This window comes from Rhodococcus sp. KBW08 (genome assembly GCF_003852455.1).
GTDB classification, from domain to species: domain Bacteria; phylum Actinomycetota; class Actinomycetes; order Mycobacteriales; family Mycobacteriaceae; genus Rhodococcus_F; species Rhodococcus_F baikonurensis.
Genome location: NZ_QAJJ01000017.1, coordinates 482,294 through 504,306, shown reverse-complemented (window position 1 = coordinate 504,306; position 22,013 = coordinate 482,294). Strand labels below are relative to the sequence as shown.

Genomic DNA, 22,013 nt, shown 5'->3' with positions numbered 1-22,013 from the left:
AAAAGTGCACTTTTGCAGCGGATTTCTCCGCATGTGCCGTGCGATCCGGAATCTGTTGCCAAACGATCGTTCGCCTGAGATGATGATTCGTCAGTGATGTAGATCTCAGGAATGGGGATATCAATTCGAGCAGTGGGTGTGCGGACGCACGTCGAGGCGCGCTGGTCTCGCACATCGACGGCATTTCGTGGCTTCGGCCCTGCGGCGTTGCAGCCCTACGTGCTTTCAGCCCTTCTCGGCGGAGGTGTCGCCCAGCTCAGCTTGATTCGACCATCGCGGTCGCCAATGCGCAGTAGCGAGACGCGATATCTTCCGCATTCATCGGTCCGTCGACGCGCCACCACACACAGACCTGCTGCCCCATGTTGATAATGGCGCGCACGGCATCCCGGGGAAATGGAGTGTGGAAAGTACCTTCTTCAATTCCGCGCTCGATGACGTCGCGAAACATGCTTTCCTGCTCGTCACGCAGGGTTACGACCAGACGGTGCCCCGATTCGTCCAAGCTGCGCAATTCGGTCGCTCCTACGAGGGCGTCTTCGCGCCTGGTCGTATGGAACATGACCCAAGCGCGGACGAGTGCTTGTAGTTGGTCTTTCGGATCGCCGCCGGAGCGCAGCAGTGCACTACGGGTCATGCTGTTGGCGTCGTGCAGCGCCCGAATCATGATTTCCTGAAGTATTTCCTGCTTCGATTTGAAATGGTGGTAGATGGACGCGACAGTGAGATCGGCGCCGGCGGAGATGTCTCGCATGGACGTCCCGTGATAGCCGCGCTCGTTCATGTTTCGGACAGCGGAATCGAGTATGAGTTGCCGGACAACGACAGTCTTTGCCCCACTCATTGTTCGGTTCCTTCTCATTTCCTCGGTGCCTGCGTCCTGCCCAGCTTAGAGCCGAACGGTCGCGGGACACACCTGATGGAAAGAAACCGCCTTGAACTGCGTATATGGGCAGAACTGGCGATTATCGTTCGCTAATCGCCACCAAGAGAAAGAGGGACCTGTGGAACACATATCGATGAGTATCGAAGACGGTATCGCCGTGATCACCCTTGATCGACCGGACAAGCTGAACGCATTCACCACGACGATGGAAAACGAGCTCATCGAAGCGTTCGACGCCACCGACGCGAACGACGCTGTGCGTGCGGTGATCCTGACGGGAGCGGGCCGTGCGTTCTGCGCGGGGGCCGATCTGTCCTCGGGAGCAGAGACGTTCTCCGAATGGAGCGCCGAGTCGAACGGAAATGACGCGAACGGTGTCGATCTACGTCGGGACGGCGGCGGACGCGTCGTCCTGCGGATGTTCGATTCACTGAAGCCGATCATTGCGGCCATCAACGGACCGGCCGTCGGCGTGGGCATCACCATGACTCTTGCGGCCGACTTTCGCTTGGCCGCCGACGACGCCAGGATGGGTTTCGTCTTCAACCGGCGAGGCCTCGTGCCCGAGTCGTGTTCGTCGTGGTTGCTGCCGAAACTGGTTCCGCTCCAGCGAGCCCTCGACTGGATCTACTCCGGACGGATCTTCACTGCCGCGGAAGCATTTTCGGCCGGGTTGGTCTACCGACTGCATTCGCGCGAAGATCTTCTCGGGGAGGCGACGGCGCTCGCTCACAGCCTGACCCGTGACACCGCGCCGGTATCGGTTGCCCTGTCGCGTCAGATGGTCTGGCGCATGCTGGGAGTCGAACACCCCATGGTCGCGCATCGCGTCGAGAGCATCGGAATCAATGCTCGCGGTGCTCAGGCTGACGTTCGTGAAGGTATCGCGGCGTTTCTGGAAAAGCGAGAGGCGGTATTCCCCGACCGTTGCAGTGACGCGATGCCGGATCTGTTCTCATCCCATCTCCCACGCCCCCGGTGGTGAGCCGCTACGACCTTCGAACCGTCGGCGTCGTGGCTCATGCGGTCAACCGCCGCGGCGGGTAAGTTCCCTCCGCTTCTTCAGGGGCGTTGTGGAGAACCAACGCCTACAGCTTCGAGTGAGGGTGCTCGGTTCGGAATAGCCGAGTTGGCGTGACACTTCGGAGAGGGACACGTCTTTGTTCGAGAGAAGACTGCGAGCGAGTTCGCGTCGTGAATCGTCGACGAGCGATTCGAACGCCTTGCCTTCCAACGCCAATCGTCTCTGCAGTGTTCGTGGGTGCAGCATCATCAATGTCGCGACTTGCTTCAGCGTGGCTGCACCCGCAGGCAGGGAACGCACGATGACAGCCGACACCGCGTCGTGGAACGCCACATCCGGATCTCGACCTGCCATGAAACGCACGGCTAAGTCGTAGGCCATCGGATCCACCCGGGGCAGGTGGCGATGCATGACTCCGCGCGGAAAGGTCAACAGGTTCCGATCCGAGCTGAACTCGACAGAACAACCGAAAAACTCTACATACCTGCGCAGTTCGGAGATGCGTGGATGTTGAAACGAGATGTGCGTCGGATGGAAGTCCGGGCCCGCCATCATCCGGAACGTCTGAAGTGTCACGCCCATCGCCAGTTCCACGACGTGGGACCGATACGGAAGTCGATGCAGCACGGTATCGATCCCGTAGGACACCTCGGTGTCGCCGACTGTCAGATCTACCGCCAACGCCGGGCTGTACACGTGCGCGTATCGGGCGACGTCGTGCAATGCATCTCCGATTGTCTCGGCACTGCGGGCCGCGATGGCGACCGGACCGAGAATGTCCGGGTCCTGTTTGCCCGCGAGTCTGAGTGCGAAGTCCGGCGCCTCCAACTCATCCGCACAGAGTCCGAGCAGTGTGGACAAGGCACTGAACGGCAAGAAGTGGTCGTACGCGCCGATGACGGCCGGATCGACGCCCACACGGTCGAGGAATTCGTACGGATCTCCGCCGAGTTCGGAGATCAACTCGGGCAGTCGTGTCAGCGACGAGGCGCTGATCAGATCGGCCATGTGTCGAAATGTAAATAAATTGGCGCATCATGTCAATTTTCTCGTCGGTTCGGCAGTGATGATCAACACAGGTTGGCTGGTTCAACGTCGAGCGCCATCCCTGGAGGAGCCACAATGACAACACTCACCGACCGCACTGCACTGTTCATCGACGGACTGTGGAGAGCGCCGGACACTTCCGAAATCATCCGAGTCGTATCACCTTTCACGGAGCAACAGATAGGCTCGTTCCCCGCATCCGTATCGACGGACGTCGACGCAGCTGTATCAGCGGCTCGAAAAGCATTGCGACGGAACGACTGGTCCGATCTTTCCCCTGTCGAACGTGCGCGTGTCATCCGCAGGTTCGCCGACGAACTCGAGAAACGATCCGAGGACCGCGCGGCGGCGGTCACTCACCAGAACGGCATGCCCATCGAGCTCGCCCGTTTCGCCGAGGGGGCAGCGCCCGTCCAGCTTTTGCGCTATTACGCAGGCCTCGCCGAGTCGATGCCTACCGAAGAACGGCGGGCCAGCCAACCGATGCCAGGCACGACAATCGTGCGACGCGAGCCGATCGGTGTCGTTGCTGCCATCGCGCCCTGGAACTTCCCGGCTGTGCTTTCGATGTTCAAGATCGCCCCGGCTCTTGCTGCGGGATGCACCGTCGTTCTGAAACCCTCTCCCGAAACCACCTTGGACTCCTACATTTTGGCCGAGGCCGCCATTGCGGCAGAACTCCCCGAGGGTGTCATCAACATCGTGACTGGCGGACCGGAGATCGGTCAGTATCTCGTGTCGCATCCCGGGATCGACAAGGTAGCGTTCACCGGATCCACTGCGGCCGGTCGACACATCGGCACGGTGTGCGGCGGAATGCTTCGCCCCGTTACCTTGGAATTGGGTGGCAAGTCGGCGGCCCTGGTCCTCGACGACGCGGATGTCGAGGAGACGGTAACCGGTCTGGCAACTGCATCCCTGCTCAACAGTGGGCAGACGTGCTATATGTCGACTCGAATCTTGGTTCCCCGCAGCCGTAGTCGGACGTACGTCGACGCCATCACCGCGATGGCGGAGGGTCTGCAGGTCGGCGATCCGATGGAACCGTCGACGTTCGTCGGCCCGTTGGTGAGCGCGAGGCAACAGGACCGTGTGCTGTCCTTGATCGACCAGGGACGCTCGGAAGGCGGAACTGTCACCACGGGTGGCGGACGCCCCGCCGACCTCGACACCGGATTCTTCGTGCAGCCCACGGTGTTCGCCGATGTCGACAACGGCAGCACCATCGCACGGCAGGAAGTATTCGGGCCGGTGCTGTCAGTCATTTCATACGACGACGTCGATGAGGCTGTCGCGCTTGCCAACAACTCCGAGTACGGCCTCGGTGGGACTGTATGGACCTCCGACGAGGAACGCGGTATCGCAATTGCTCGACGCGTCGAGACAGGCTCGTTCGGTGTCAACACCTTCAACCTCGACTGGGGTTCACCGTTCGGTGGCGTCAAAGCCAGCGGCTTGGGTCGTGAACTCGGTCCCGAAGGGCTTGCGGCGTACCAGCAACTCAAATCCATTTTCCTCGCATCCTCGTAAGAATCGAGCCACCATGTCCGACGCAGGACTCGCCGGCGCTCGTGCGCTGGCAGAAAATACCGTGAAGATAGCCGAGCAATTCGGGACTACCGAGTGGGAAGCGGACACTGCGTGCCACGGTTGGCGCGTCCACGACCTCATCGGTCACATGGCGTTCTTCTTCAACTTCATCGCCGACCCGGATCTGGTGTTCCCGTCGAACCCCAGTGGAAAGTCCGAGCGGCTCAACGACGCTGCCGTCCGCGAGCGTGCCGATCTACCGCACGAGCAGATCCTGGACTACTACCGGGAGCAATCCGAAGCGGGGCTCGCGACGTTGGCCGCGCTGCAGACAGAGGAGCTTCGCAACAACACACTCGAGATGCTCGACCTCGGGACTTATCGCCTGCATCAGCTCAGTGACGCGGTGTCGTTCGACCATCTCGTCCATTTGACGTCGGATCTTCTGGCGCCGTTCGGACCGATTCCTCACGGTGAGATCGACGTGGCGGCCGCAGTCGATCCGGCGATCGACTGGATGGTTGCTGGGCTCCCGCAGATGTGCGGCGAAGCTGTCGCCGCCGCGTTGACATCGCCTGTGGCACTGCGCCTCAACGGCGCCACCGAGCGCACTTTCGTCATCTCTCGTGGCGATGGGGGAGTGACCGTCACCGAATCTGACGACGTGCCGGAGAACGTCGCGACCACCCAGGCCACCGAATTTCTGCGGTGGGGGACCACCCGATCTGCATGGCGGTCTGCCGTCGAGGTTTCCGGCGACCGCAAGACCGTCGCTGCAGTCCTCGATGCCATCGACATCGTCTGACCCACACCGAACCCGAAATCCAGAACAAGAGGAAACAGTTATGTCTCAGTACTTGCAGGACAAGGTCATTCTCATCACCGGTGCAGGGGGTGGGTTCGGTCAACTCATCGCCGAGAAGGTGGCTGCGCAGGGCGCCAAAGTCGTCGGCGTGGACATCAACGAGGCGGGCCTGAAGACTGTGTTCGACGGTATCGCGGCCGCGGGATTCACCGGCACCTACAAGGTTGCCGACGTCACCGACATGGATCAGGTCATCGCCGCGGCGCAGCACGGCATTTCGGAGTACGGAGCGCTCGACGTACTCGTCAACAATGCAGGCGTCATGCCTCTCGCATATTTCGCCGATCACGAACGTGCGTGGCAGAAGTGGCACAAGGCAATCGACATCAATATCAAGGGCGTCGTCAACGGAATCTCTGCGGTATACGACCAGATGATCGAGCAGGGTCGCGGTCAAGTCGTCAACATCTCGTCGATCTTCGGAAACGCCGGCGTCGACGGTTCCGGCGTCTACAGCGCAACCAAGGCTGCAGTCACCACGATCTCGGATTCACTGCGAATCGAAGCCAAGGGCAAGATCAAGGTGACGACTGTCAAGCCCACGGGTGTGACAGGAACGAACTTGGCGAGCTGGATCGTCAACGAGAACGCGATCCTCGGTCTCACCGGTCAACGTGCGGGTACCTACATGGAGAACGTCGGGCACCTGGTCGACGGCACCCTCAGCCCCGGGCAGAAGGATGTCGACTCCATCGAATACTGGCTGATCAAGCCCGACGACCTGGCCGACGCTGTCGTTCACATCATCGATCAACCGTGGGGTATCAGCATCAGTGACATAACCGTCCGCGCCAGCGGCGAGGATTACCTGTACTGACAACCTGATCGAAAGCCGCGCTCTGCCGGTGTGGCCGCGCAAACCTCGCAGAAGACTGCAGTCCGGGACGTTCCGTGGTCGAGCGCCATTGCCATGGCATTGCCTGCCGTCGTAGAGTCTTACTTAACGATCGTTAAGCTGTTGCCGTGGAGGACCCCGTTTGCCGAGGAAGTCGCCGGAATCAGTCCGAGGAGTTTGAATGAAAGCAGTCCACTTGGTGGAGGCGACGGGGCCCGAAGGTTTGTCGTTGGTCGATGTCGACGAACCTGTCGATCCCGCACGGGTGGTAGTTGATTTTCACACCGCCGGCGTGAGTTTCCCTGATCTTCTCCAGACCACGGGCGGCTACCAAATGGTGCGCGAACTACCGTGCGTACCAGGGATTGAAGGTGCCGGTACCGTTCGGAGCGCGCCGCCAGGGTCAGGCTTCGTGCCCGGGCGGCGCGTGGCCGTGCTGACGACCGGGGAAGGCTCGTGGCAGCAGACCGTTGCGGTCGAGCCGTCCAATGTCTTCGCTCTGCCTTATGTGGTCTCGCTCTCGGCCGGTTCGGGATTTCTCCTGAATTATCTGACCGCGCACTTCGCCCTCGACGAACGTGCGCGATACCGTGCCGGCGAGACCGTCCTGATTCACGGCGCGGCCGGTGGGTTGGGTACTGCCGCGTTGCATGTCGCGTCTGCGCTCGGTCTGGAGACGGTCGCTGTCGTGAGTACGGGCGAGAAGGAGAGAATCGCCGCGGAGTCCGGGGCAACGCACGTCGTGTCGGTCGACGGGTGGAAGGAACGCGTCCAACGGATTACGAATGGGCGCGGTGTCGACATCATTCTCGATCCGGTCGGTGGTGACCGCTTCACGGACAGCCTGCGCAGCCTTGCGCCGAACGGTCGCCTGGTCGTTTTGGGATTCACCGGCGGTGATATTCCCACGGTCAAGGTGAATCGACTTCTCCTGAAGAATATTTCGGTGACGGGTGCAGGATGGGGTGAATATCTGAAAACCGATCCCCGGTATCTACAGCGTCAATGGCAGGAGCTCTATCCCCTGCTCGGGTCGGGAGCTCTGAGGGTGCCCGAGCCCACCCTCTACCCCTTGGCGCGTGCTGCCGATGCACTGACGTCGTTGAGCGAGCGCACGGCGGTAGGAAAAGTCGCGCTTTCTCTCGAATGATCTCCGCACGAACAACTTTGTGAACAAGACCTCAGCGAACGAACCTTGGAGTAAACCATGTATCCCGGAGCGTATGTTGCGACAAACCCGGACAAGGCCGCGGTGATCGTTGCCGAGACCGGTGAAGCGGTGACGTTCGCGCAACTGGAATCGAATTCGATTCGGATTGCGCGAGTTCTCCACGGACTCGGGTTGCGGCGGGGCGACAACCTGGCCGTACTCGCCACCAATAACGTTCAGGTCTTCGACATCTACTGGGCGGCTATGCGCTCCGGTGTCTACCTGACGATGGTGAACTGGCACCTGACCGCTCCGGAAGGTGCATATATCGTCGAGGACTGTGAGGCAAAGGTAGTCATCGTCGATGCTGCTCTGAGCGAACTGGCCGCGACATTGTCCGAACTCGTTCCCCTGCAGGTGACCAGGCTTTCCTTCGGCGGCCAACTCGACGGATACGACTCCCTCGACCGGGCGGCTGACATGGAGTCGGACGTCCCGCTCCCGGATCAGCCGCGCGGCGCCGACATGTTGTACTCGTCGGGAACCACCGGCCGTCCCAAGGGCATCAAGCCGGCTCTGCCGAATCGTCAGATACAGGATCCCGGCGATCAGATGACGGCGATGAACCAAAGTGTTTGGGGTGTCACCGAAGACGACATCTATCTGTCCCCGGCGCCCCTCTATCACGCCGCTCCGCTCCGGACGTGCGCGTCGGTCCAGGCGCTGGGCGGAACCGTTGTGGTGATGAATCGGTTCGATCCGGAGAAGGCTCTGGAATACATCGAGCGTTATCGCATCACGTACAGCCAGTGGGTGCCGACAATGTTCGTGCGCCTGCTCAAACTGCCACAAGAAACTCGCGACCGTTACGACATGTCGTCTCTGCGACTCGCCGTCCACGCGGCCGCACCGTGTCCCGTCGATGTGAAGCGAAAGATGATCGATTGGTGGGGGCCGATTCTGGACGAGTACTACTCCTCGACGGAACTCAACGGCATGACCATCGTTCACTCGGACGAGTGGCTGCGAAAGCCGGGCACGGTGGGGCGGGCCGCCCTGGGAGTGCTCCACATATGCGGGGAGAACGGCGAAGATCTACCCCCCGGCGAGGTGGGTACGCTGTACTTCGAACGTGACGAGTTGCCATTCAACTATCACAATGCGCCCGAAAAGACCCAGGAGGCACAGCATCCCGCCCACCCGGCCTGGACGACTACGGGTGATGTCGGCTTCGTGGACGAGGAGGGTTACCTATTTCTGACCGACCGTAAGTCCTTCATGATCATCTCGGGCGGTGTGAACATTTATCCGCAGGAGATCGAGAACGTGCTGATCGAGCATTCCTCGGTATTGGACGCGGCGGTGATCGGGTTGCCCGACGACGAGATGGGGGAGATAGTGATGGCTGTCGTCCAGCCAGTCCCCGAAGCCGAAGCCGGCGATGCGCTTCGCGACGAACTGCTTTCTCATTTGCGCGCGCAGATCGCCAAGTACAAGCTGCCGAGGCGACTCGTGTTCAGTACGGATCTACCTCGAACTCCGACCGGGAAATTGGTCAAAGGAAAACTGCGCGATCGCTATTCAGGCAAGGTTTCCATCGGATGAGCGGCCCGTTGCACGGTGTTCGAGTGCTGGAACTCGCGGGGTTGGGTCCGGGGCCGCACGCTGCGATGATGCTTGCAGATCTCGGAGCGGACGTTGTTCGAGTCGAGCGTCCGTCCGGTGGACTCGAGATCTCGCCACGAGAGCAGGACCAACTTTTGCGTGGGAGACGGTCGGTGGAAGCCGACCTCAAGACCGAGTCAGGCCGAGAGTTGGTGAGGGCCCTCGTTTCGAAAGCCGATGTGTTCCTGGAAGGTTTTCGGCCCGGCGTGACCGAGCGGTTGGGTTTCGGCCCCGACGTGTGCACCGAACTCAACAGCCGGCTGATCTACGCACGTATGACGGGATGGGGTCGAGACGGCCCACTCGCGCAGCGGGCGGGACACGACATCACTTACCTGGCGCTGACCGGAGTCCTGCACGCTATCGGTCCGGCCGAGAAACCCACGGTTCCGCTGAACCTCGTCGGAGACTTCGGCGGTGGCTCCATGTTCTTGATCCTCGGAATCGTCTCTGCGTTGTACGAGCGAGAGCGTTCGGGCACAGGACAAGTGGTCGATGCCGCAATTGTCGACGGAACTTCGGTGTTGGCGCAGATGATGTGGTCGTTGCGAGGGAGCGGACAGTGGAGTGACTCACGTGCAACCAACCTCCTGGACGGTTCCACGCCGTTCTACGACACATACGAATGTTCGGACGGTAAGTTCGTAGCAGTCGGTGCCCTCGAACCGCAGTTCTACGCGGCGCTCCTCCAAGGCCTGGATATCGCGCCGGAATCGTTGCCCGATCAGATGGATCGAAGTGGCTGGCCCACAATCCGAGAACGGTTCACAGAGGCGTTCTCGTTGCGCACACGAGACGCCTGGGCAGCGCTGTTCGAATCGACGGACGCTTGTGTTGCTCCTGTCCTGAGCCCCGCCGAAGCCGCGCTGCACCCGCATCTTGCCCAGCGGGGAACTCTTGTCGAAGCCGACGGAATAGTGCAGGCGGCACCCGCGCCGCGGTTCTCCCGTTCCAGGACTGTGCAGCCGTCAGGTGCCCGGCCACCCGGGGTCGATACCACCGCCGTGACGAAGGATTGGCTGGGCGACTGAGTGGCAGATCAACTTTTGTAGCACAACTCGATCGATTCTGACTGACAAGGAATTTCAATGACCGAAACGCGACCGGATGTCTACGCGAGCCGAGACGGCGGAGTGCTCCGCATAGTCGTCAACAGGCCAGCGCGAATGAACGCGTTGACTACCGAAACCCTGGAGAGTCTTGCCACGATCTTCGTCGAGCACACACAATCTTCGGATGTGCGGGTGGCGGTTCTCGAAGGAGAGGGCAAGGCCTTTTGCACGGGCGCGGACCTCGCGGGCGTGACGTTGTCCGGTCCGCCGTCGGCGGACACGATCGATGCCGCCAATGCCTTGGTGCAGGCCATTCGAGAGTTTCCGTTTCCGGTGGTCGCTGCGGTACGAGGCCCTGCGGCAGGTGTGGGTGTTTCGCTGGCTTTGGCGTGCGACCTCGTGCTCGCAGCGGAGTCGAGTTACTTTCTGCTCGCGTTCACAAAGGTGGGATTGATGCCGGACGGTGGAGCCACCGCACTGGTGGCAGCGTCGATCGGTCGCGCGCGCGCCATGCGCATGGCACTGCTGGCCGAAAGATTATCCGCTCGAGATGCTTTCGACTGCGGCCTGGTCTCACACGTGTGCGAGGACGACGCTTTCGCGGTGGAGTTGGCAGACCTGACGCACCGATTGGTCGCCGGGTCGTCCCCTGCATTTCGGTTTACCAAGAAGGCGATCAACGACGCTACGCTCACCGAACTCGGTGATGCGTTCACACGCGAGCGCTCAGGCCAGATCGACCTGTTGGGCAGTGATGATTTCGCCGAAGGTGTTGCGGCGTTTCAGGAAAAGCGCGCAGCAGTCTTCGGATAGACGGAGCGAGAACGGTGCTTACAATGACCGTGGTCCCGAACACAGGATGTTCGGGACCACGGTCGTTCTCGGTGCTGATCAACTCTTCGCGATGTCGCGGCCGATTATCTCCTTCATGATTTCGGTGGTTCCGCCGTAGATGGTCTGGATTCGGCTGTCTACGTAGGCCCGGGCGATCGGATACTCCATCATGTAGCCGTATCCGCCGTGTAGTTGTACGCAACGATCCACGACGCGCTTCTGAAGTTCGCTGGCCCACCACTTTGCCTGTGCCGCTTCGACTGCTGACAGCTGGTCGTCGTTGATGGCCAGGACTGCGTTGTCGACGTATGCCTGTGTCACGTCGATCTCGGTCAGCATCTCGGCGAGGGCGAATCGAGTGTTCTGGAAGTCGCCGATCGGCTTTCCGAAGGCGGTACGGTCGAACGCGTAGCCTTTGGTCCATTCGTAGGCCGCACGCGCGCAACTGATTGCGCTCACTGCGATCGACAGGCGCTCACGGGGAAGGCGCTCCATGAGATGAATGAGGCCTCCACCCTCCTCGCCCAGGAGGTTGCCTGCCGGGACTCTCACATTGTCGAACGACAACTCGGCTGTGTCCTGACCTGCGAGCCCCACCTTGTGGAGTTTGCGACCGCGGGTGAATCCGTCCATCCCACGTTCGACCACGAGGAGGCTGAATCCCCGCGACCCGGCTTCGGGATCGGTGCGCGCTGCAACGATGACGATGTCGGCGTGAATACCGCTGGTGATGAAGGTCTTCTGTCCGTTCAAGATCCAGTCGTCGCCATCTCGAACAGCCGAGGTCTTGATGCCTTGCAGATCGCTGCCGGTACCCGGCTCGGTCATCGCGATGGCGCAGATGAGTTCGCCGGCAGCCATACCCGGTAGCCAACGTGCCTTCTGCTCGTCTGTGCCGAGGTCGGCGATGTACGGAATGACGATGTCGTCCTGAAGTCCGAGTCCGGCGCCGAACGAGGTGGTACCGGTACGGGCGATCTCTTCGGCGACCACATACCGGTACCGGTAGTCGAGTTCACCCGAGCCTCCGTATTGTTCGGGGACGGCCAGACCGACGATACCCATCTTGCCGGCGGCGAGCCACGCCGATCGGTCGACGAGCCTGGCTTCTTCCCAGCTGTCGTAGTGAGGCATGATCTCGCGGGCAATGAACTCGCGCACGGTCTCTCGGTAGGCATCGTGGTCGGCTGTGAACAGTGTTCGACGCATGGGTTGCTCTCCTGTCCTAGACGGAAACGCGTTCGGTCATCGAACGCAAGCGTGCCCCGATGATGTCCTCTGCTTCGGACACCATGCGCTGGACCAACTCGTCTACGGTGGGGATGTCGTGGATCAGTCCCTGTGATGTGCCGACCGTCCAGATGCCGGCGTCGGGATCACCGGTTTCGTAGACGGTTCGCCCTCGCGCTCCTGCTACCAGGTCGCGCACATCCTCGAATTGCCCGCCGCGGGAGAGTATCTCGACAACCTCTCGGCTGACGGTGTTGCTTGCCACGCGTGCAGTGTTGCGGAGTGGTCGGAAGATCAGTTCGGTCTGTGGTTCGTCTGCGGCGACTATCGCTTCTTTGATGTTCTGGTGGATCGGAGACTCGGTGGTGCACATGAATCGTGTACCCATGTTGATGCCGTCTGCTCCGAGTGCCAGCGCGGCGACCAGACCGCGTGCATCGGCGAAGCCGCCGGAAGCGATCATGGGTATCGAAATCTTCTCTGCGGCAGCTGGAATCAAGACCAAGCCTGCGACATCGTCCTCCCCTGGATGGCCGGCGCACTCGAATCCGTCGATACTGATTCCGTCGACACCGAGATCCTGTGCCTTCACCGCATGCCTGACTGTTGTGCACTTGTGGAGCACTTTGATGCCGGCGTCATGGAAGATCGGCAGGTGAGGTGCGGGATTGGAACCTGCGGTCTCGACGATCTTCACGCCTGAGTCGACGATCACCTGGCGGTACTCGTCGTACGGCGGTGGCGTGATCGACGGCAGAATTGTGAGGTTGACGCCGAACGGTTGGTCGGTCAGGTCGCGGCATCGGGCGATTTCGTTCGCCAGGTCGGCCGGCGTCGGCTGCGTGAGTGCGGTGATGAATCCCAAGGCGCCGGCATTGGCGACGGCTGCGACGAGTTCTGCTCTGCCGACCCACTGCATTCCACCTTGGACGATGGGGTGGCGAACGCCGAACGTTTCCGTGAATGCTGTCGAGATCATGAAAATCCTTGTTGTTCTCTCGGGACGAATGGTCAGAGGTGGGCGATTCCGGCGAGGTCGCTGACGTATTCGCGTGCCCTCGTCGGATCGAAGGAGCGTGAGATCTGCAGTTTCTCGGCCTCGAGCGATCCTTCTGCGTGCGTAGCCAGGACTGACTGGTATCCGCCGTAGTCGCGGGCGGTCAGATCCGCAATGAAGTTCAACAGACGTAGACGCTTTTCGGCAGGAACTGCTGCAGCGTAGTATTTTTCGAGAACTGCACGAATTTCGGGATTGTCCCAGTCTTCACCGCCGGGGCCGGTGGCGAGGAGGCCACCTGAGAGATCGGTGAGGATGGCGACCGCGTTGTGGAATCCATGTGCGAAGTGGTATTTGGCCATGTTGACGGCAAGCGGATCTGGTTGCCGGACACCGTGTGCTCCTGGCTTCGATCGAACGGCGGCGAGTTGAGCCAGTCCACGGACGGTCTCGCTCCAGGTGATCAGTTCGGTGATCTTGCCCTTTACATGGCCTGCCTTGCTGATGCCGTTGGCCTCGGCGATCAGTGAAGCTGCTCCGACCATGATGTCGAGTAGGGGCAACTTGTAGTTGATGGCGGTGAAGCGGTGGTAATCGACAAACGCCAGCGCGAGTGGCCCGGCAAGTTCGGGTTGACGGTTGAGGAAGACTCGATTCTTCGGTACTCGGACATCGTTGAAGACGGTGAGCGATTCGAGGAGTTTGTGTTTCGTGGAGATCGGAAATTCGAAGGAGTTGCGTTCTCCGGCAGCGTAGGGAGAGACGTACAGTTCGAGACCTGGTGTGTCGATCGGGATGGCGAAGGACACTGCGTAATCGGCGTCTTCGGGGCCCATCGCGCGGGTGGGCAGCACGATCAACTCGTCGGCGTTGGCGGAGAACGAAGTGTGGCACTTCGCGCCGCGCACGGTGATGGAGTCGGCGTCCTCGTCGACGATGTGCAGGTAGAGGTCTGGGTCTGCCTGTTGGCGCGGTCCAAGTGACCGGTCACCCTTGACGTCGGTTTGCGCGACGGCGAGTGCGAGATCGCCGTCGCAGACCCGCTTGTAGAAAGCGCGCGCATTCTCGAGACCTTCACCCGTGGTTGCACGCAGAAGGGCGAACAACGCATCGCTGCCCACCTCTTTGAGGACGATGGTTCCGCCGCCGCGTCGCGATACTTCCTCGATCAGGGCGCCGCGCCGAATCAGATCGTCCGCAGATGTCGGCGCCACGTAGAACGCGCTGACTGGGTCGCCGTCGACATCGGTGACCGCGAGGTCGGGTCGGTCGTCGGCGATGTCGTAGCACAATGCCGAATGATCGACTGCGAGAGTCAGTTCGGGTTCGGCGTAGACATCGGAAATCTTCTTGCCTCGGTAGAAGACTCGACGATCGTCGCTGAGCCCTTTTCGGTACTGGTCACTGGATCGCACGGCCACTGGATACTTCCTTGATCTTCTGTCGCGGTTACTGCATTGAACCTAGCTTAACGATCGTTAAGTAAGTGTGCAATCGTGTGCTCGACGATTTCCGGGCACTCATGGTGCAGGTGACGAATCAGGCCGTGGTGAAGATCGATTTGGTCTGGAAGTATGCGGCCAGGCCTTCCGGTCCGAGCTCGCGACCGATCCCGCTCGCCTTGGTGCCTCCGAACGGTGCTCCGAAATCGAGTGTGTAGCCGTTGATCCCAAACGAACCGGTATCGACTGAGCGGGCTTTTTCCAACCCGCGATCGAAGTCGGCAGTCCACACGGTTCCACCGAGGCCGTACTCGGAATCGTTGGCGATTGCGATGGCCTGTGCCTCGTCGGTGTATGGAATGACAGAGAGGACGGGGCCGAAGATCTCTTCGGTTGCAATCGTGTGGTTCGCGGAGACGTTACCGAAAACGGTTGGCTCCAGGAACCATCCGCGCTCGAGTGTGCGCGGTCGTGATCCGCCGGTCGTGATCCGTGCGCCTTCCGCAGTGCCCGTGGCGATGAAGGACTCGACACGTTCGCGCTGCCCGGCGCTCACGAGAGGGCCGATGAAGGTGGTGGGGTCCAACGAGTCGCCCACCGGTAGCGACTCGACCATTGCGGTGACGGCATCGAGCACCTCCTCGTAGCGTCCTTCGGGCGCGAGAATTCTTGTCGAGGCGTAGCAGGTCTGGCCGGTGTTGATCAACGATGCCGTCGCCAAACCTGCCATCGTCGCGTCGAGGTCCGCATCGTCGAGAATGACTGCGGCGGACTTGCCGCCGAGCTCGAGCGATACCGGTCGCAGTAGTTGCCCGCAGGTTGCTCCGATGTGTCGCCCTGCAGGTGTGGAGCCGGTGAAGGCGACCTTGTGCACGCCCGGATGAGCGACGAGGTACTTGCCGATGTCGGGTCCTCCGGTGACGATGTTGAGAACACCGGCAGGAAGGTCGGCCTCCATTGCGGCCTCGGCCAGGACGAACGCGTCGAGCACGGTCTCGGGCGACGGCTTCAGTACAACGGTGCATCCTGATGCGAGCGCGGGGGCGATTTTCATCATTGCGAGAAGCGAGGGGAAGTTCCACGGTGCAATCGCGGCGACAACACCGATCGGCTCTTTCCGAACAATGGTGGTTCCCGTTCCGGCCAGCGCGTTACGGTGTTCTTCGAGCTCGGTCGTGCGGGCAAGCGCGGCGTAATAGCTCAAAAGCCCTGAAGGTCCTTGTCCTTCGGCAACAGTGGAGATCGAGATCGGCATTCCGTTCTGCTGGCTGACCAATCGAGCTGTGAGATCCGCGCGACGCCCCAGGGCCGCGGCAAATCGATCCAAGGCGTCGGCTCGGTCGGCAGGCGCGAGTCGCGACCACGTCCGGAAGGCTCGGCCCGCCGCCGCGACGGCAGTATCGACGTCGTTGGGTGCGCTGTCCGGCACACTGCCGATCTTCTCCTCTGTGCTGGCCGAGTGCACCGAGATGGCGTCCGGCGTCGTCGGTGATTGCCAGGTTCCGTCGATGTAAAGGGCGGAGTGAGTCAGAGTCATGGAGGCTCCTTGCGGCAGAAGGGTGTGCGGGGATCGGGGTGGTCACGGGACGTAGGCGGACCGCCACGCTCATAGACTTATCGATCGTTATATAAGCGATAGGATTTACAAGCTATGTTGCTCCGTCTGCGGATGTCAATGGTCGAGGTGTTCGGCCGTGCATGAGAGTGGTGACCCGATCGGCGGCTTCCCGCACGAGTTTGCCCAGTTCGGCGATCCGCTCCCCGGTCAGTGGTGACGGGGCATCGACCAGGCAGAGGATCAGTGCCGGTGTCGAGTCCTGGGCGAAGGCGACGGCATTGACGGACAGCAGTTGATAATTGGCGTCGAGGTCGAGTGTTCCGACCGCTACATCCGCAGACAGAAGACGTCGTGCTTCTCTCAGTGCGAGTGCGGCCCTCTGGCCGCCGACTCCCGGCCCGCGCATCTCGGTGACGGCGTCGGAAATTGAACGTTCTTGTTGGCGAAGGCATTCCACGGCGAAACCGCGCTCTCGAATGGCCATGAGGATCGGCTCGTACTCCGACCGTAGAAGTGTGGCCTCCGTGTCCAATGCTTCCTTGCCGAGGAGAAACCATTCGTGAAGGTCGTCCTCGTCGAACCATGCGGCAAGGCCTGCCCCCAGTGGAGGTGCCATCAGTACATTGTCGCCGATGCGCAAGCCGAGAGTTCCGCTGCGTTTGGAGATCGGTTGAATTGCCTCGGCGACAACGAGGTCGGCGCCGGATCGGATGAATCCGAGACAGGCCAGTTCGGATGTGTCGGCCAGCTCTTGCATGACGGTACGGGAAAGATCGACGACATCGATTGCGCGGGAGGCGGCTTGGCCGATGGGAACTAGTGCCGGGCCGAGTTGGTAGGTCTTGCGGATCGGGTGACGTACGAGCCAGCCGGCCTCGGTGAGAGCGACGACCATGGGGTAGCAGGTTGCCGTTGCGACGCCGAGGTGTCGTGCGATGTCGGCGAGGCTCCGCCCCGTCGTGGGGTCGGATGCCAGCAGTTCGGTCAACATGACGATTCGATCGGTTTGGGGGGAATTTCGTGCCATGTGTTCGCATAATGCCACTCTGGCGTCGCACTGTGACCCACGATACAGTGAAATGACTTAGCGATCGTTAATCAAGCACGAGATTCGGAAGGAAATACATGATTGTCAACGGTGGCGAACTACTGGCCAGGGCACTAGCCGAAGCGGGCACTACCGAGGTCTTCACCCTCCATGGAGGGCATTTGGATGCTTTCCTCGTAGCTTGTCGGCGATATGGCATTCGGCTCACCGACACCCGACACGAAGCCACTGCGGGACACGCTGCGGATGCATACGCGCGGGTGACGGGCAATTACGGCGTTTGTGTGGTCACCTCCGGCCCAGGCTTCACCAATGTCTACACCGCGCTGACCAATGCACTCCTCGATCGCACTCCGACTGTCTTCGTCGTCGGTGCTCCGCCGATGCGCGAGACCGAGACGAATCCGCTTCAGGGTGGTTTCGATCAGATTGCCGCGGCCCTTCCAGTGACCAAGTGGGCATATCGCATCACCGATCCGGCGCGCGTTCCCGAGATAGTTGCTCTGGCAATTCGTAAGGCGACGACCGGAATTCCGGGGCCCGTGTTGCTGGAAGTGCCGATCGACGTGATGTTCGGTGAAGCCGACGAGGACACCGTGAGGTTTCCGGTGAACTACACCCTGAGTGCGAGGTCGGGTCCGACTGCCGCGGCGGTCGAGGCCGCTCTCGATCTGCTCGGTGAAGCGACGAACCCCGCTATTGTGATCGGCGGCGGCGTCACTTTCTCCCACGCGAGCGAGGCACTTGTGGCGTTCGCGGAAACGGTGGATGTGCCGGTGTTCTACCCCGGGAAGTCCGATGGAGCAGTACCCGCAAGCCATCGCCTCGCCGGCGGCGGGTTGCTGGCAATCGGTTCATTGCCTGCCCTCGGGCAGCCGACGCCCGACGTGGTGTTCGTTGTCGGGGCCCGCGCCGGAATGTTCACCGGCGGACGCACCAGTTTGTTCCCCGGTGCGCGGTTGGTTCAGATCGACGTCGACGCGTCCGAAATCGGACGTATGCAGGATGTGGACGTTCCGATACTTGCCGACTGTCGAGAAGCACTAATCGCGTTGAAAACTGCGGCTGAGCAACGTCAATGGCCCGATTGGAGTGCCTGGGTCGATGCCGCCACCAGTGCGAAACACGCGCACCGGCATGGTTTCGAGGACCAAGCGACGGAAAGCGGTAAGGCGCATCCGTACTTTGCAGCGCGCGCGATCGTCGAAGCCTGCCCGCCTGGTACGACTTTCGTGATGGACGGTGCCGAGGCCCCGTCGTGGGGTGAATTCTTCACGACCACCGAAGTAGTTGGTGGTGTCTTGAGGCTCGGCTACCTCGGGTGTCTGGGTGTCGGGCCGGGTTTCGCAATCGGCGCACATCGAGCACGACCGGAATCACCGGTCGTGCTCATTACGGGTGACGGCGCCGCAGGATTCCACATCCAGGAATTCGACACGATGGCCCGCCACGGAATGCCGGTTGTGACAGTGATATTCAACAATGCAGTGTGGGGGATGTCGATCCACGGCCAGGAAGCGGTGTACGGGGACGAAGGAATTGTCGTGTCCGAACTCGCAGACAGTGCATACGAGAAAGTTGCCGAGGCCTTTGGTGGATATGGTGAGCGTGTGAAGGACGTCGCCTCCATTGCCGACGCTATGAAACGTGCGTTCGACGCGGGGGTTCCTGCATGTATCAACGTCGAGGTGGACCCGCACGTGGTCCACCCCATCACGACGATGATGCTGGGCGACGTCACGAGTACGGACGAAATCGTTGTCCCGTACTACGAGAACATTCCTCGCTGATGCCCGGGCGAATGGAAGGAGCGGTAGCCGTCGTCATCGGCGGAGCCTCCGGTATCGGTTGGGCAACAGCGCAATTGCTGGCCGCTGGAGGGGTGATCGTCGTGATCGGTGACATCGACGTCGAAGGCGGGCGGAAACGCGCCGTAGAACTCGGTGGGCGAGCTGAAGCAGTCCGGGTCGACGTCGTCGACGAAGAATCGGTCAAGGCGATATTCGAGGGGGCGAAGGCGCAGCACGGTCGGTTGGATATCGCGGTCAATTGTGCAGGGGTGAATCTGCCGGGCTTCATCACGGATTTGGAGGCGCAAACTTGGCAGCGAACCGTTGACATCTGTCTCACCGGAGGTTTCTTCGTGATCAAGCATGCTGCGCGTGCCATGACTGCCGGTGGATCGATCGTGTCGATCACCTCGCTGAACGCACGACAGGCAGCAGCAGGTTTTGCGGGATACTGCTCCGCGAAAGCGGGCCTCGCCATGCTCACCGAGGTGGCGGCACTCGAACTCGGAGACCGGGGGATACGCGTCAACGCGGTTTCGCCAGGTCTTGTCGAAACGCCTCTTGTCGAGGGTCTCACCGGTGTTCCGGCTATTCAGGCGGACTTCACGGAGAACACTCCGCTCGGCCGTAACGGGTTGCCTCGCGACGTTGCCGAAGCGGTGTTCTTCCTCGCCTCCGATGCTTCTTCGTGGATCACGGGTGAGGTTCTCGATGTCAACGGCGGTGCTCACTTGCGTCGGTACCCGGACGTGATGAAACACATCGAGGCGATGCAATAGCTCGTCGAGAGTTCGTCGGTTAGACAGCGCTCGGGCGTCGTGCACACGCCTGGGCCGGAAGTTACGTCCAATCCAGAAGGGGCTTTTCACGATGTGCTCACAATATCGCCTTGCCGATGAGTCTCGACGCCACGCTGCTGCACGACCGGACGCCCTCGCGTTGACAGGTCGAGACGGGTCGATGACGTTTGCCGAGCTCGACCTCCGTACCAGTCGGCTGGCCAACGTTCTTCTCGACCTGGGTTGTAGCTCGGGAACCAGGGTGGCCGTGGTGGACAGAAGCTCGACTCAAGTCGTCGAGATCGTACTTGCGGCAGCAAAGATCGGGGCAGTGGCAATCCCCATCAATTGGCGGTTGTCCGGCGCCGAGGTTGCCGAGGTGCTCGCCGACGCGGACGCTCGGGTGTTGTTCTTCCACAGTGAATTCGAGGGCGTGGTGTCGGCGGTGCAGGCATCGGGAGTCACGAAGCTGCGCGTTGTGAAGATCGACGGTTCCGAGGAGTTCGACTACGAAGCTCGATCGGCAGGCGCAAGTTCGGTCGATCCGGGATGGCGCGGAAGCCTGGACGACGTTGTACTGCAACTGTATACATCCGGAACCACGGCAAAACCCAAAGGCGTTCTCACGTCCAACAGGAACCTGGAAGCATGCACGCGAACCGGTGGGCCATGGGGATTCGACGAATCCTCGGTCAGCTTGTGTGCGATGCCACTGTTCCACATCGGCGGATTGGGTTGGGTACTCGTGGGACTCGCGAATGGAGCCCACAACGTCGTTCTCCCGGAATTCACACCTGACGGTCTGTTGGAAGTAATGGAAGGGATGAGTATCACCAATACCTTCCTCGTGCCTTCCGTCATCGGGATGCTGGTCGACGTGCCAGGTGCGCGAGAGCGCAATTTCGCAACTCTCCGATCCATCGCCTACGGTTCTTCCCCGATCACACCGTCGGTCTTGAAGCGAGCTCTCGAGACGTTCCGCACGCCCCTGTTCCAGGTCTACGGGCTGACCGAAACGCATGGAGCAGTAACGCAACTCGATTCTTGTGACCATGCAGTGGACGGCGAGAACGTCGGACTGCTGCGCTCGGTGGGAAAACCGTACCCCTGGGTGGAACTGAAGGTGATGTCACCGGAAGGCGAGGAAGTTGCGATCGGCGAGGCCGGCGAGATCTATGTCAGGTCTCCTCAAACGACCGAAGGCTACTACCGACGTCCGGAAGAGACTGCCGCTGCGATAGATGCCGACGGGTGGTTCCATACCGGCGACGTGGGACGGGTCGACAGCGAGGGCTACGTCTACATCACCGATCGGATGAAGGACATGATCATCACGGGTGGAGAGAACGTCTATCCCATCGAAGTCGAATCGGTCATCGCCGATTATCCGGGAGTATCCCAAGTCGCCGTCATCGGAGTGGAGGATCCACTGTGGGGCGAGGCGGTCAAAGCCGTCGTAGTTGCTGCTGCAGGACATCAACTCGATACCGACGTGATTTCAGGTTTCGTCCGAAGCCGACTTGCCGGTTACAAGTGCCCCAAGTCCATCGAGATAGTCACCGAACTCCCGTTGGGCGCTACGGGCAAGATCCTCAAGCGTGAACTTCGGGCGCGATACACGACGGTGTGAGAATCAACGTGCACGCTTGCGGCTGGGTTTGCATCCAACCGTGTTCAGTGCGATCACGGCGTACTTCTGAGCCACCTCTGCCGGGGTGAGTTCTCCCTCCGCGTGATACCAACGCGGAATCGACTGGCACATCGCGAGCAGCGCGCGCGTGGTCTCGGGGATGTCCGCCACCGAGAAGACGCCTCGTCCCGCGCCTTCCGTCACGATGCCCAGTACCAGTTCCTCGACACCCTTTCGTACGACGCGGTATCGCTGGCGGTTTTCGGGGCTGAGGTACCGCACCTCGCCCTCGAGAGCCGCAAGGCGTGACCGGGTGGTCATGCGAAGGACGATCGCTTCGACGACATTGGTGAGCTGTTGCCGGGGGTCGTCTCCACCGTCGGCGTAGGCGGTGTGTGCTCGTGCGAGCACGTCGCTGGTCGAAACTTCCAGGAGAGCAAGAAGAATCCCTTCCTTGCTCTGGTGGTGGTAGTAGAGAGCGGGAATAGTGACACCGACACGACGCGCGATCTCGCGTACCGACGTTCCGTGGAATCCGTTGTCGTAGAATCCTTCGAGGGCGGCTTCCAGGATAGGAGTCAGCTCGAGCGGCTCGATCCGTCGCCAACTGGCTGTGGCGTCCTTCGCCGAATCTTTCGTGGCCATACGGGG

Annotated in this window: 19 protein-coding genes; 11 read left to right on the top strand and 8 right to left on the bottom strand. The window is 61.0% G+C overall.

Annotated elements, in window-relative coordinates:
- Positions 1–256 precede the first annotated feature (256 nt).
- Positions 257–844 (bottom strand): TetR/AcrR family transcriptional regulator, encoded by a 588-nt coding sequence (locus DBV08_RS22940; RefSeq protein ID WP_095970861.1) that lies wholly within the window; start codon positions 842–844, stop codon positions 257–259.
- Positions 845–1,019: 175 nt separating this feature from the next.
- On the opposite strand from DBV08_RS22940, the gene DBV08_RS22935 reads away from it, so the two are divergent.
- Positions 1,020–1,871 carry a crotonase/enoyl-CoA hydratase family protein gene (locus DBV08_RS22935; protein ID WP_378376984.1) on the top strand — a complete coding sequence of 284 codons (852 nt, stop codon included), beginning with the start codon at positions 1,020–1,022 and terminating at the stop codon, positions 1,869–1,871.
- Between the two features lie 42 nt (positions 1,872–1,913).
- Here DBV08_RS22935 and DBV08_RS22930 read toward each other — a convergent pair whose 3' ends face one another.
- Positions 1,914–2,918, bottom strand: a complete 1,005-nt coding sequence (locus tag DBV08_RS22930; protein ID WP_124568943.1) for an AraC family transcriptional regulator — start codon at positions 2,916–2,918, stop codon at positions 1,914–1,916.
- A 114-nt stretch (positions 2,919–3,032) separates the two neighbouring features.
- Between DBV08_RS22930 and DBV08_RS22925 the strand changes: the two genes are divergently transcribed.
- The 7 genes from DBV08_RS22925 (at position 3,033) to DBV08_RS22895 (ending at position 10,867) form a co-directional block, all read left to right on the top strand.
- Positions 3,033–4,487, top strand: a complete 1,455-nt coding sequence (locus DBV08_RS22925) for an aldehyde dehydrogenase (RefSeq protein ID WP_124568942.1) — start codon at positions 3,033–3,035, stop codon at positions 4,485–4,487.
- A gap of 13 nt (positions 4,488–4,500) precedes the next feature.
- Positions 4,501–5,292 carry a maleylpyruvate isomerase N-terminal domain-containing protein gene (locus tag DBV08_RS22920; protein WP_124568941.1) on the top strand — a complete coding sequence of 264 codons (792 nt, stop codon included), beginning with the start codon at positions 4,501–4,503 and terminating at the stop codon, positions 5,290–5,292.
- A gap of 40 nt (positions 5,293–5,332) precedes the next feature.
- A complete protein-coding gene (locus tag DBV08_RS22915) occupies positions 5,333–6,169 on the top strand; it encodes an SDR family oxidoreductase (protein ID WP_124568940.1) in 837 nt (278 codons plus the stop codon).
- Positions 6,170–6,368: 199 nt separating this feature from the next.
- Positions 6,369–7,337: an NADPH:quinone oxidoreductase family protein gene (locus DBV08_RS22910; protein WP_124568939.1), complete on the top strand. Its 969-nt coding sequence runs from the start codon at positions 6,369–6,371 to the stop codon at positions 7,335–7,337.
- Between the two features lie 57 nt (positions 7,338–7,394).
- A complete protein-coding gene (locus DBV08_RS22905; RefSeq protein ID WP_124568938.1) occupies positions 7,395–8,942 on the top strand; it encodes an acyl-CoA synthetase in 1,548 nt (515 codons plus the stop codon).
- The gene (locus DBV08_RS22900) at positions 8,939–10,033 is read left to right on the top strand and encodes a CaiB/BaiF CoA-transferase family protein (RefSeq protein ID WP_124568937.1); all 1,095 of its coding nucleotides are present in this window, start codon (positions 8,939–8,941) and stop codon (positions 10,031–10,033) included. Before DBV08_RS22905 ends, DBV08_RS22900 begins: the two co-directional genes overlap by 4 nt.
- A gap of 57 nt (positions 10,034–10,090) precedes the next feature.
- Positions 10,091–10,867 carry an enoyl-CoA hydratase gene (locus DBV08_RS22895; protein WP_124568936.1) on the top strand — a complete coding sequence of 259 codons (777 nt, stop codon included), beginning with the start codon at positions 10,091–10,093 and terminating at the stop codon, positions 10,865–10,867.
- A 78-nt stretch (positions 10,868–10,945) separates the two neighbouring features.
- Here the strand turns inward: DBV08_RS22895 and DBV08_RS22890 are convergent, their stop codons facing one another.
- The 5 genes from DBV08_RS22890 to DBV08_RS22870 form a co-directional block, all read right to left on the bottom strand.
- The gene (locus DBV08_RS22890; protein ID WP_124568935.1) at positions 10,946–12,097 is read right to left on the bottom strand and encodes an acyl-CoA dehydrogenase family protein; all 1,152 of its coding nucleotides are present in this window, start codon (positions 12,095–12,097) and stop codon (positions 10,946–10,948) included.
- A 16-nt stretch (positions 12,098–12,113) separates the two neighbouring features.
- Positions 12,114–13,097, bottom strand: a complete 984-nt coding sequence (locus DBV08_RS22885) for a nitronate monooxygenase family protein (protein WP_124568934.1) — start codon at positions 13,095–13,097, stop codon at positions 12,114–12,116.
- 32 nt (positions 13,098–13,129) lie between these two features.
- The gene (locus tag DBV08_RS22880; RefSeq protein ID WP_124568933.1) at positions 13,130–14,536 is read right to left on the bottom strand and encodes a 4-hydroxyphenylacetate 3-hydroxylase N-terminal domain-containing protein; all 1,407 of its coding nucleotides are present in this window, start codon (positions 14,534–14,536) and stop codon (positions 13,130–13,132) included.
- Positions 14,537–14,654: 118 nt separating this feature from the next.
- Positions 14,655–16,094: an aldehyde dehydrogenase gene (locus tag DBV08_RS22875; protein ID WP_124568932.1), complete on the bottom strand. Its 1,440-nt coding sequence runs from the start codon at positions 16,092–16,094 to the stop codon at positions 14,655–14,657.
- Between the two features lie 112 nt (positions 16,095–16,206).
- Entirely contained in the window at positions 16,207–17,142 is a 936-nt protein-coding gene (locus DBV08_RS22870) for a helix-turn-helix domain-containing protein (RefSeq protein WP_124568931.1), read from the bottom strand.
- A 98-nt stretch (positions 17,143–17,240) separates the two neighbouring features.
- Here DBV08_RS22870 and DBV08_RS22865 point away from each other — a divergent pair, with 98 nt between their 5' ends.
- From DBV08_RS22865 to DBV08_RS22855, 3 genes are all read left to right on the top strand, one after another.
- Positions 17,241–18,953, top strand: a complete 1,713-nt coding sequence (locus tag DBV08_RS22865) for a thiamine pyrophosphate-binding protein (RefSeq protein WP_124568930.1) — start codon at positions 17,241–17,243, stop codon at positions 18,951–18,953.
- Entirely contained in the window at positions 18,953–19,732 is a 780-nt protein-coding gene (locus tag DBV08_RS22860) for an SDR family NAD(P)-dependent oxidoreductase (protein ID WP_234036729.1), read from the top strand. The genes DBV08_RS22865 and DBV08_RS22860 overlap by 1 nt, the downstream gene beginning before the upstream one ends.
- 91 nt (positions 19,733–19,823) lie before the next feature.
- Entirely contained in the window at positions 19,824–21,362 is a 1,539-nt protein-coding gene (locus tag DBV08_RS22855) for a long-chain-fatty-acid--CoA ligase (protein WP_124568929.1), read from the top strand.
- A gap of 3 nt (positions 21,363–21,365) precedes the next feature.
- Here the strand turns inward: DBV08_RS22855 and DBV08_RS22850 are convergent, their stop codons facing one another.
- On the bottom strand, positions 21,366–22,007 hold the full coding sequence (locus DBV08_RS22850) for a TetR/AcrR family transcriptional regulator (RefSeq protein WP_124568928.1): 642 nt from the start codon (positions 22,005–22,007) through the stop codon (positions 21,366–21,368).
- Positions 22,008–22,013 lie beyond the last annotated feature (6 nt).

What these genes read in the sequence shown, in the direction of transcription:
- DBV08_RS22940 (WP_095970861.1), bottom strand. Translation starts at nt 844, where the DNA reads ATGAGTGGGGCAAAGACTGTCGTTGTCCGGCAACTCATACTCGATTCC.
- DBV08_RS22935 (WP_378376984.1), top strand. Translation starts at nt 1,020, where the DNA reads ATGAGTATCGAAGACGGTATCGCCGTGATCACCCTTGATCGACCGGAC.
- DBV08_RS22930 (WP_124568943.1), bottom strand. Translation starts at nt 2,918, where the DNA reads ATGGCCGATCTGATCAGCGCCTCGTCGCTGACACGACTGCCCGAGTTG.
- DBV08_RS22925 (WP_124568942.1), top strand. Translation starts at nt 3,033, where the DNA reads ATGACAACACTCACCGACCGCACTGCACTGTTCATCGACGGACTGTGG.
- DBV08_RS22920 (WP_124568941.1), top strand. Translation starts at nt 4,501, where the DNA reads ATGTCCGACGCAGGACTCGCCGGCGCTCGTGCGCTGGCAGAAAATACC.
- DBV08_RS22915 (WP_124568940.1), top strand. Translation starts at nt 5,333, where the DNA reads ATGTCTCAGTACTTGCAGGACAAGGTCATTCTCATCACCGGTGCAGGG.
- DBV08_RS22910 (WP_124568939.1), top strand. Translation starts at nt 6,369, where the DNA reads ATGAAAGCAGTCCACTTGGTGGAGGCGACGGGGCCCGAAGGTTTGTCG.
- DBV08_RS22905 (WP_124568938.1), top strand. Translation starts at nt 7,395, where the DNA reads ATGTATCCCGGAGCGTATGTTGCGACAAACCCGGACAAGGCCGCGGTG.
- DBV08_RS22900 (WP_124568937.1), top strand. Translation starts at nt 8,939, where the DNA reads ATGAGCGGCCCGTTGCACGGTGTTCGAGTGCTGGAACTCGCGGGGTTG.
- DBV08_RS22895 (WP_124568936.1), top strand. Translation starts at nt 10,091, where the DNA reads ATGACCGAAACGCGACCGGATGTCTACGCGAGCCGAGACGGCGGAGTG.
- DBV08_RS22890 (WP_124568935.1), bottom strand. Translation starts at nt 12,097, where the DNA reads ATGCGTCGAACACTGTTCACAGCCGACCACGATGCCTACCGAGAGACC.
- DBV08_RS22885 (WP_124568934.1), bottom strand. Translation starts at nt 13,097, where the DNA reads ATGATCTCGACAGCATTCACGGAAACGTTCGGCGTTCGCCACCCCATC.
- DBV08_RS22875 (WP_124568932.1), bottom strand. Translation starts at nt 16,094, where the DNA reads ATGACTCTGACTCACTCCGCCCTTTACATCGACGGAACCTGGCAATCA.
- DBV08_RS22870 (WP_124568931.1), bottom strand. Translation starts at nt 17,142, where the DNA reads ATGGCACGAAATTCCCCCCAAACCGATCGAATCGTCATGTTGACCGAA.
- DBV08_RS22865 (WP_124568930.1), top strand. Translation starts at nt 17,241, where the DNA reads ATGATTGTCAACGGTGGCGAACTACTGGCCAGGGCACTAGCCGAAGCG.
- DBV08_RS22860 (WP_234036729.1), top strand. Translation starts at nt 18,953, where the DNA reads ATGCCCGGGCGAATGGAAGGAGCGGTAGCCGTCGTCATCGGCGGAGCC.
- DBV08_RS22855 (WP_124568929.1), top strand. Translation starts at nt 19,824, where the DNA reads ATGTGCTCACAATATCGCCTTGCCGATGAGTCTCGACGCCACGCTGCT.
- DBV08_RS22850 (WP_124568928.1), bottom strand. Translation starts at nt 22,007, where the DNA reads ATGGCCACGAAAGATTCGGCGAAGGACGCCACAGCCAGTTGGCGACGG.